The sequence below is a fragment of the Actinoplanes sp. NPDC051633 genome (assembly GCF_040681735.1).
In the GTDB taxonomy this organism is placed as follows: Bacteria; Actinomycetota; Actinomycetes; order Mycobacteriales; family Micromonosporaceae; genus Actinoplanes.
In genome coordinates, this window is record NZ_JBFAZH010000738.1 from 1 (window position 1) to 3,957 (window position 3,957).

Below are 3,957 nucleotides of genomic sequence, written 5' to 3' on the forward strand. Positions count from 1 at the left end.
TGTTATAATTCGTTTGATCATTATTATAGAGGGACGTTTTTAAAATTATGTCACTTATATATTTAGAGAGGAGTTTTTTATGTCTGGTGAAACAGCCGCGCAAAGTGGCCAGGGCGCGGCTGGCGTACGCGCGGACCGTCGACGTCCGGCAGCGCATCACGTCGGCGATCTCGTTGTCGGTCAGCCCCTCGTAGTAGCGCAGCACCAGCACCACTCGCTGCTGGCGAGGAAGCCCGGCCAGCAGGTTCCACAGGTCGTCCCCGGTGTTGGCCCGTTGCTCGACGGCCCGTTCGTGGGCGCCGGTGAGCGGCACGGTCGCCACCCGCCGCCGGCGACGCCAGGACAGGTACTCGTTGGTGAGCATGCGGCGCACGTACGCGTACGGCTCGTCCACCCGCTCGATGCGGTTCCACTTGATCAGGGCCCGGGTCAGTACCTCCTGGACGAGGTCCCGGGCCTGTTCCGGATCATGGCTGAGCAGCATGGCGTACCGCAGCAGGGCGGGTGACCGCGCCGTCGCGAACTCCTCGAAATGCATCCGGCCTCCTGCGCGAAAACGGTCTCTGTCCCCTTGACGCGGGCACGACCGGATCCGCTGTGCCGTTCGACGATAAGGCGGGCCGGTCGGCAGCTCATTGGTCGGCTTGCACCGCGCGCGGGCGTCGATGCGGTGCACCGCAGGGTCAGCAGCTCCACCGCCAACATGGTCAGCCGCTGCGCCGGCGCGCCGAGCCGTGTACTGACAGGTCCTGTTTCGTCTGCGGACGGCCCTCTAGCGTCGTTGTCGTGGATCACCGCAAAGATGTCCAGGACTTCCTGGCCAGCCGGGGCCCGGTCACCGAGTGGAGCGACCGCCCGACCGCCGACTAGTACCCCGGCCACCGGCGAACGACAGAGATCGAGGGCAGCATGGCCGAAGCCGAGAAGCCCGACGTGACCAGCCGCGTGCTGGTGCCGTCCTCGGCGTTGCTGTGGGGACTGCAGCTGGCGTTTCTCAGCCCCGCGCTGGCGTTGATCCTGGTCAACCTCTACGGGGCGACCACCGCCGAGGTCGGCTGGGTTCTCGCGATCTACAACGCCAGCGGCTTCGTCGCCTCACTTCTCGTACCCGCCTACGCCGACAGGAAGCACGACTACCTCGGCCCCATGCTGGCCTGCGGTGTCTTGACCCTGCTGCTTGCGGTCGTTCTGGCCGCCGTCACAACGCTGCAGCTGGCCACCATCGCCCTGGTGGTGATCGGCGGCCCCGCCGGCGTCGGCAGCTCGATGCTCTACGCCCACCTCCGATACTCCGGAGCTCGACCGGCCGACGTCGTCAACACCCGCGCCATCGTCTCCGTCGCCTGGATCGCCGGACCGCCCTTGGCCACAGTCATCATCGGTCTGTTCGGCGATCGTGCCATCCTGCTGGCCATCGCCGCAGTCGCGGTGTTCAACATCGTCACCACCATGATCATGATCCACCACCGGCGAGCCGGCCGGACCGCCAACGACGCCATCTCTGAAACGGCACCTGTTCGAGACGAGCCGCCCGTCGGCCGACTCGGGGTCGTCTTGATCACTGCAGCGTTCGTGCTGTTACAAGCCACCAACGCCACCGGCATGACGATCCTGACCATCTACGTCACCGAAACGCTGCGACTCGACGTGCTGTGGGCCGGCATCGCCCTAGGGGTCGCGGCCGCCCTCGAAGTGCCCGCCCTGATCCTCATCGGACGGCTCACCGAACGGTTCTCCAGCCTGAGCCTCGTCGCCACCGGCTGCCTGGCCGGCATCGCGTACTACCTCGGCCTGTCCTTCGCCACCGGACCGGTCATGCTGATCGCCCTGCAGCCGCTGAACGCCTGGTGCTTCGCCGGGATCGGGGGCGTGGGCTTGACCCTGTTCCAGCAGATGATCCCCCGACCCGGGCTTGCCACCGGCCTGTTCACCAACACCAGGCGGCTCGGCTCCATCGTGTCCGGACCCATCATCGCCGTCGGCTCCCTCACCGCGCTCGGGCAACGCGGGATTTTCCTCACCAGCGCCGTCCTCACCCTGATCGGGCTCGGCATCATCGCCATCGCCCGCCGCACCACCCCAGCACACAGCCAGACCAAGGAGCACACCACATGAACGCGCGCACTCTCGGCCACAGCCGACTCGACGGGTCCGCGATCGAGGCAGGCTGACGAAACCACGACGGCGGCCGCACGCTGTAGTTCGCATGTCGTCGTTACCCTCGGAGCATGTTGACCGCCGAGAACGTGAGCATGTGGCGCGGCCGCTATCAGATCTCGGCCGACGGCAGCCCCATCGCCGTGTGGGACCCCTCGTGGTGGCGCACCGGCGGTGACCTCGAGGTGGACGGCCATCGCTTCACCGTGCGATCCAACACCTGGGGTACGAACTACCGCATGCTCGACGAGGCAGGCAACGAGGTGGCGACCGTCGAACGAGCCGGCCGCAAGCGGTGGAGCGTGCAGGCCGACGGCCGCACCTACGAGTTCCGCCGCGCCTCGTTCTGGCGCAGCGAGCAGGAACTGCTCGTCGATGGCGTCAGAGCCGGCTCGCTGCGCCGCAAGAGCATGTGGTCCGGCGCCATCGAGGCCGACCTGCCGGGCATGCCCATCCCGATCCAGGTCTTCGTGGTGGGCGTCCAGATCGCGCTCTGGCAGGCCGAGCAATCCTCCGGCGGCTGATCACCACGCGCCGGACGACGGCAAAGGCGAGCCACCCAGGGTTGTCGTACTAGTTTCTACGACATGGCGACAACTGTGCTACGCGTTCGGCTCGTCGGCGGCGACCGCATGGACATCACATATGACAAGCCAGATGTCTCGGACGAGGACGAGCTTGTTGAACAGATCATTTCGACGCTGGCAGAAGATTCGGGAGTGCTGCGCACTCAACACGGTGATCGGCTCGTCGTGCTCTACGGCCGAGGAGTCGCTGCCATCGAAGTTGCGCCGCGTGGAGCTGTGCTCTGATCCGGGCTTCTTGCCTTGATCGAGAACGCCGACGCCGGAGCTACCGGTGGCGATCTGATGTACTCCGGGCGATGCTGCATCAGGTGACGACGCGGCGGTGACGCACCAGGCTCGTGCCGGGTCACCGGTGCACACTTCCCGACCGCCCCTTGCGATGCCCCCGGAAAGGCGGGAGACACGGTGGTGGACGAGCCATACCGGGATCCCTCGAAGAGGGTGCAGAACCGGGTGGAGGACCTGCTCGCCCGGCTGACGCTGGAGGACAAGGCCGGGCTGATGTTTCACGACATCGTCGCCATGGGGCCGGGCGGGCAGCTGATGACCGCCGACAATGCGTTCGGCCGGCCGGGCACCGAGACGGCCATCCGTGACCTGCGGCTCAACCATTTCAACCTGGCGGGCCAGGTGGACGACGTACGCGACCTTGCGGACTGGCACAACCGCGTGCAGGAGGTGGCGCTGGCGACCGGGCCCGGCATCCCGGTGACCTTGTCGACCGATCCCCGCCACGCGTTCAGCAACAACCCGGGCACCGAGGCCCTCGCGGGCGCGTTCTCGCAATGGCCGCAGTCGCTGGGCTTGGCCGCCCTGGGCGATCCGGACCTCGTCGGGCGGTACGCCGACATCGTGCGTCAGGAGTACCTGGCCGCCGGGCTGCGGGTGGCGCTGCACCCGCAGGTCGACCTGGCCACCGAGCCGCGCTGGGCGCGCGTCGGGATGACCTTCGGGGAGGACGCCGACCTGACCTCGCGTCTGGTCACCGCCTACATCCACGGCCTGCAGGGCACCGAGGTCGGTCCGGCGTCGGTGGCCGCCATGACCAAGCACTTCCCGGGCGGCGGCCCGCAGAAGGACGGCGAGGACCCGCACTTCGCGTACGGCCGTGAGCAGGTCTATCCCGGCGGCCAGGTACTCCTGACGCACGATGTCGGCGTACCGCCCGACGAGGTCCGGATCGCCCAGGGCGGCCAAGCCCAGCGACTGCGGC

At 67.4% G+C, this 3,957-nt stretch carries 5 protein-coding genes; 4 read left to right on the top strand and 1 reads right to left on the bottom strand.

The features are described 5' to 3' along the window. Window positions 1–538, bottom strand: a 538-nt coding sequence (locus tag AB0M20_RS30950) for a SigE family RNA polymerase sigma factor (RefSeq protein ID WP_364303864.1), incomplete at its 3' end; no start/stop codon positions are given. A gap of 371 nt (window positions 539–909) precedes the next feature. Here AB0M20_RS30950 and AB0M20_RS30955 point away from each other — a divergent pair. The 4 genes from AB0M20_RS30955 to AB0M20_RS30970 form a co-directional block, all read left to right on the top strand. Continuing rightward, window positions 910–2,115, top strand: coding sequence for an MFS transporter (locus AB0M20_RS30955; protein WP_364303865.1), 1,206 nt, complete (start codon window positions 910–912; stop codon window positions 2,113–2,115). A gap of 113 nt (window positions 2,116–2,228) precedes the next feature. Next, entirely contained in the window at window positions 2,229–2,681 is a 453-nt protein-coding gene (locus AB0M20_RS30960; protein ID WP_364303866.1) for a hypothetical protein, read from the top strand. A gap of 63 nt (window positions 2,682–2,744) precedes the next feature. Next, window positions 2,745–2,969 carry a hypothetical protein gene (locus tag AB0M20_RS30965; RefSeq protein ID WP_364303867.1) on the top strand — a complete coding sequence of 75 codons (225 nt, stop codon included), beginning with the start codon at window positions 2,745–2,747 and terminating at the stop codon, window positions 2,967–2,969. A gap of 180 nt (window positions 2,970–3,149) precedes the next feature. Beyond that, on the top strand, window positions 3,150–3,957 hold an 808-nt coding region (locus tag AB0M20_RS30970), incomplete at its 3' end, for a glycoside hydrolase family 3 N-terminal domain-containing protein (protein WP_364303868.1).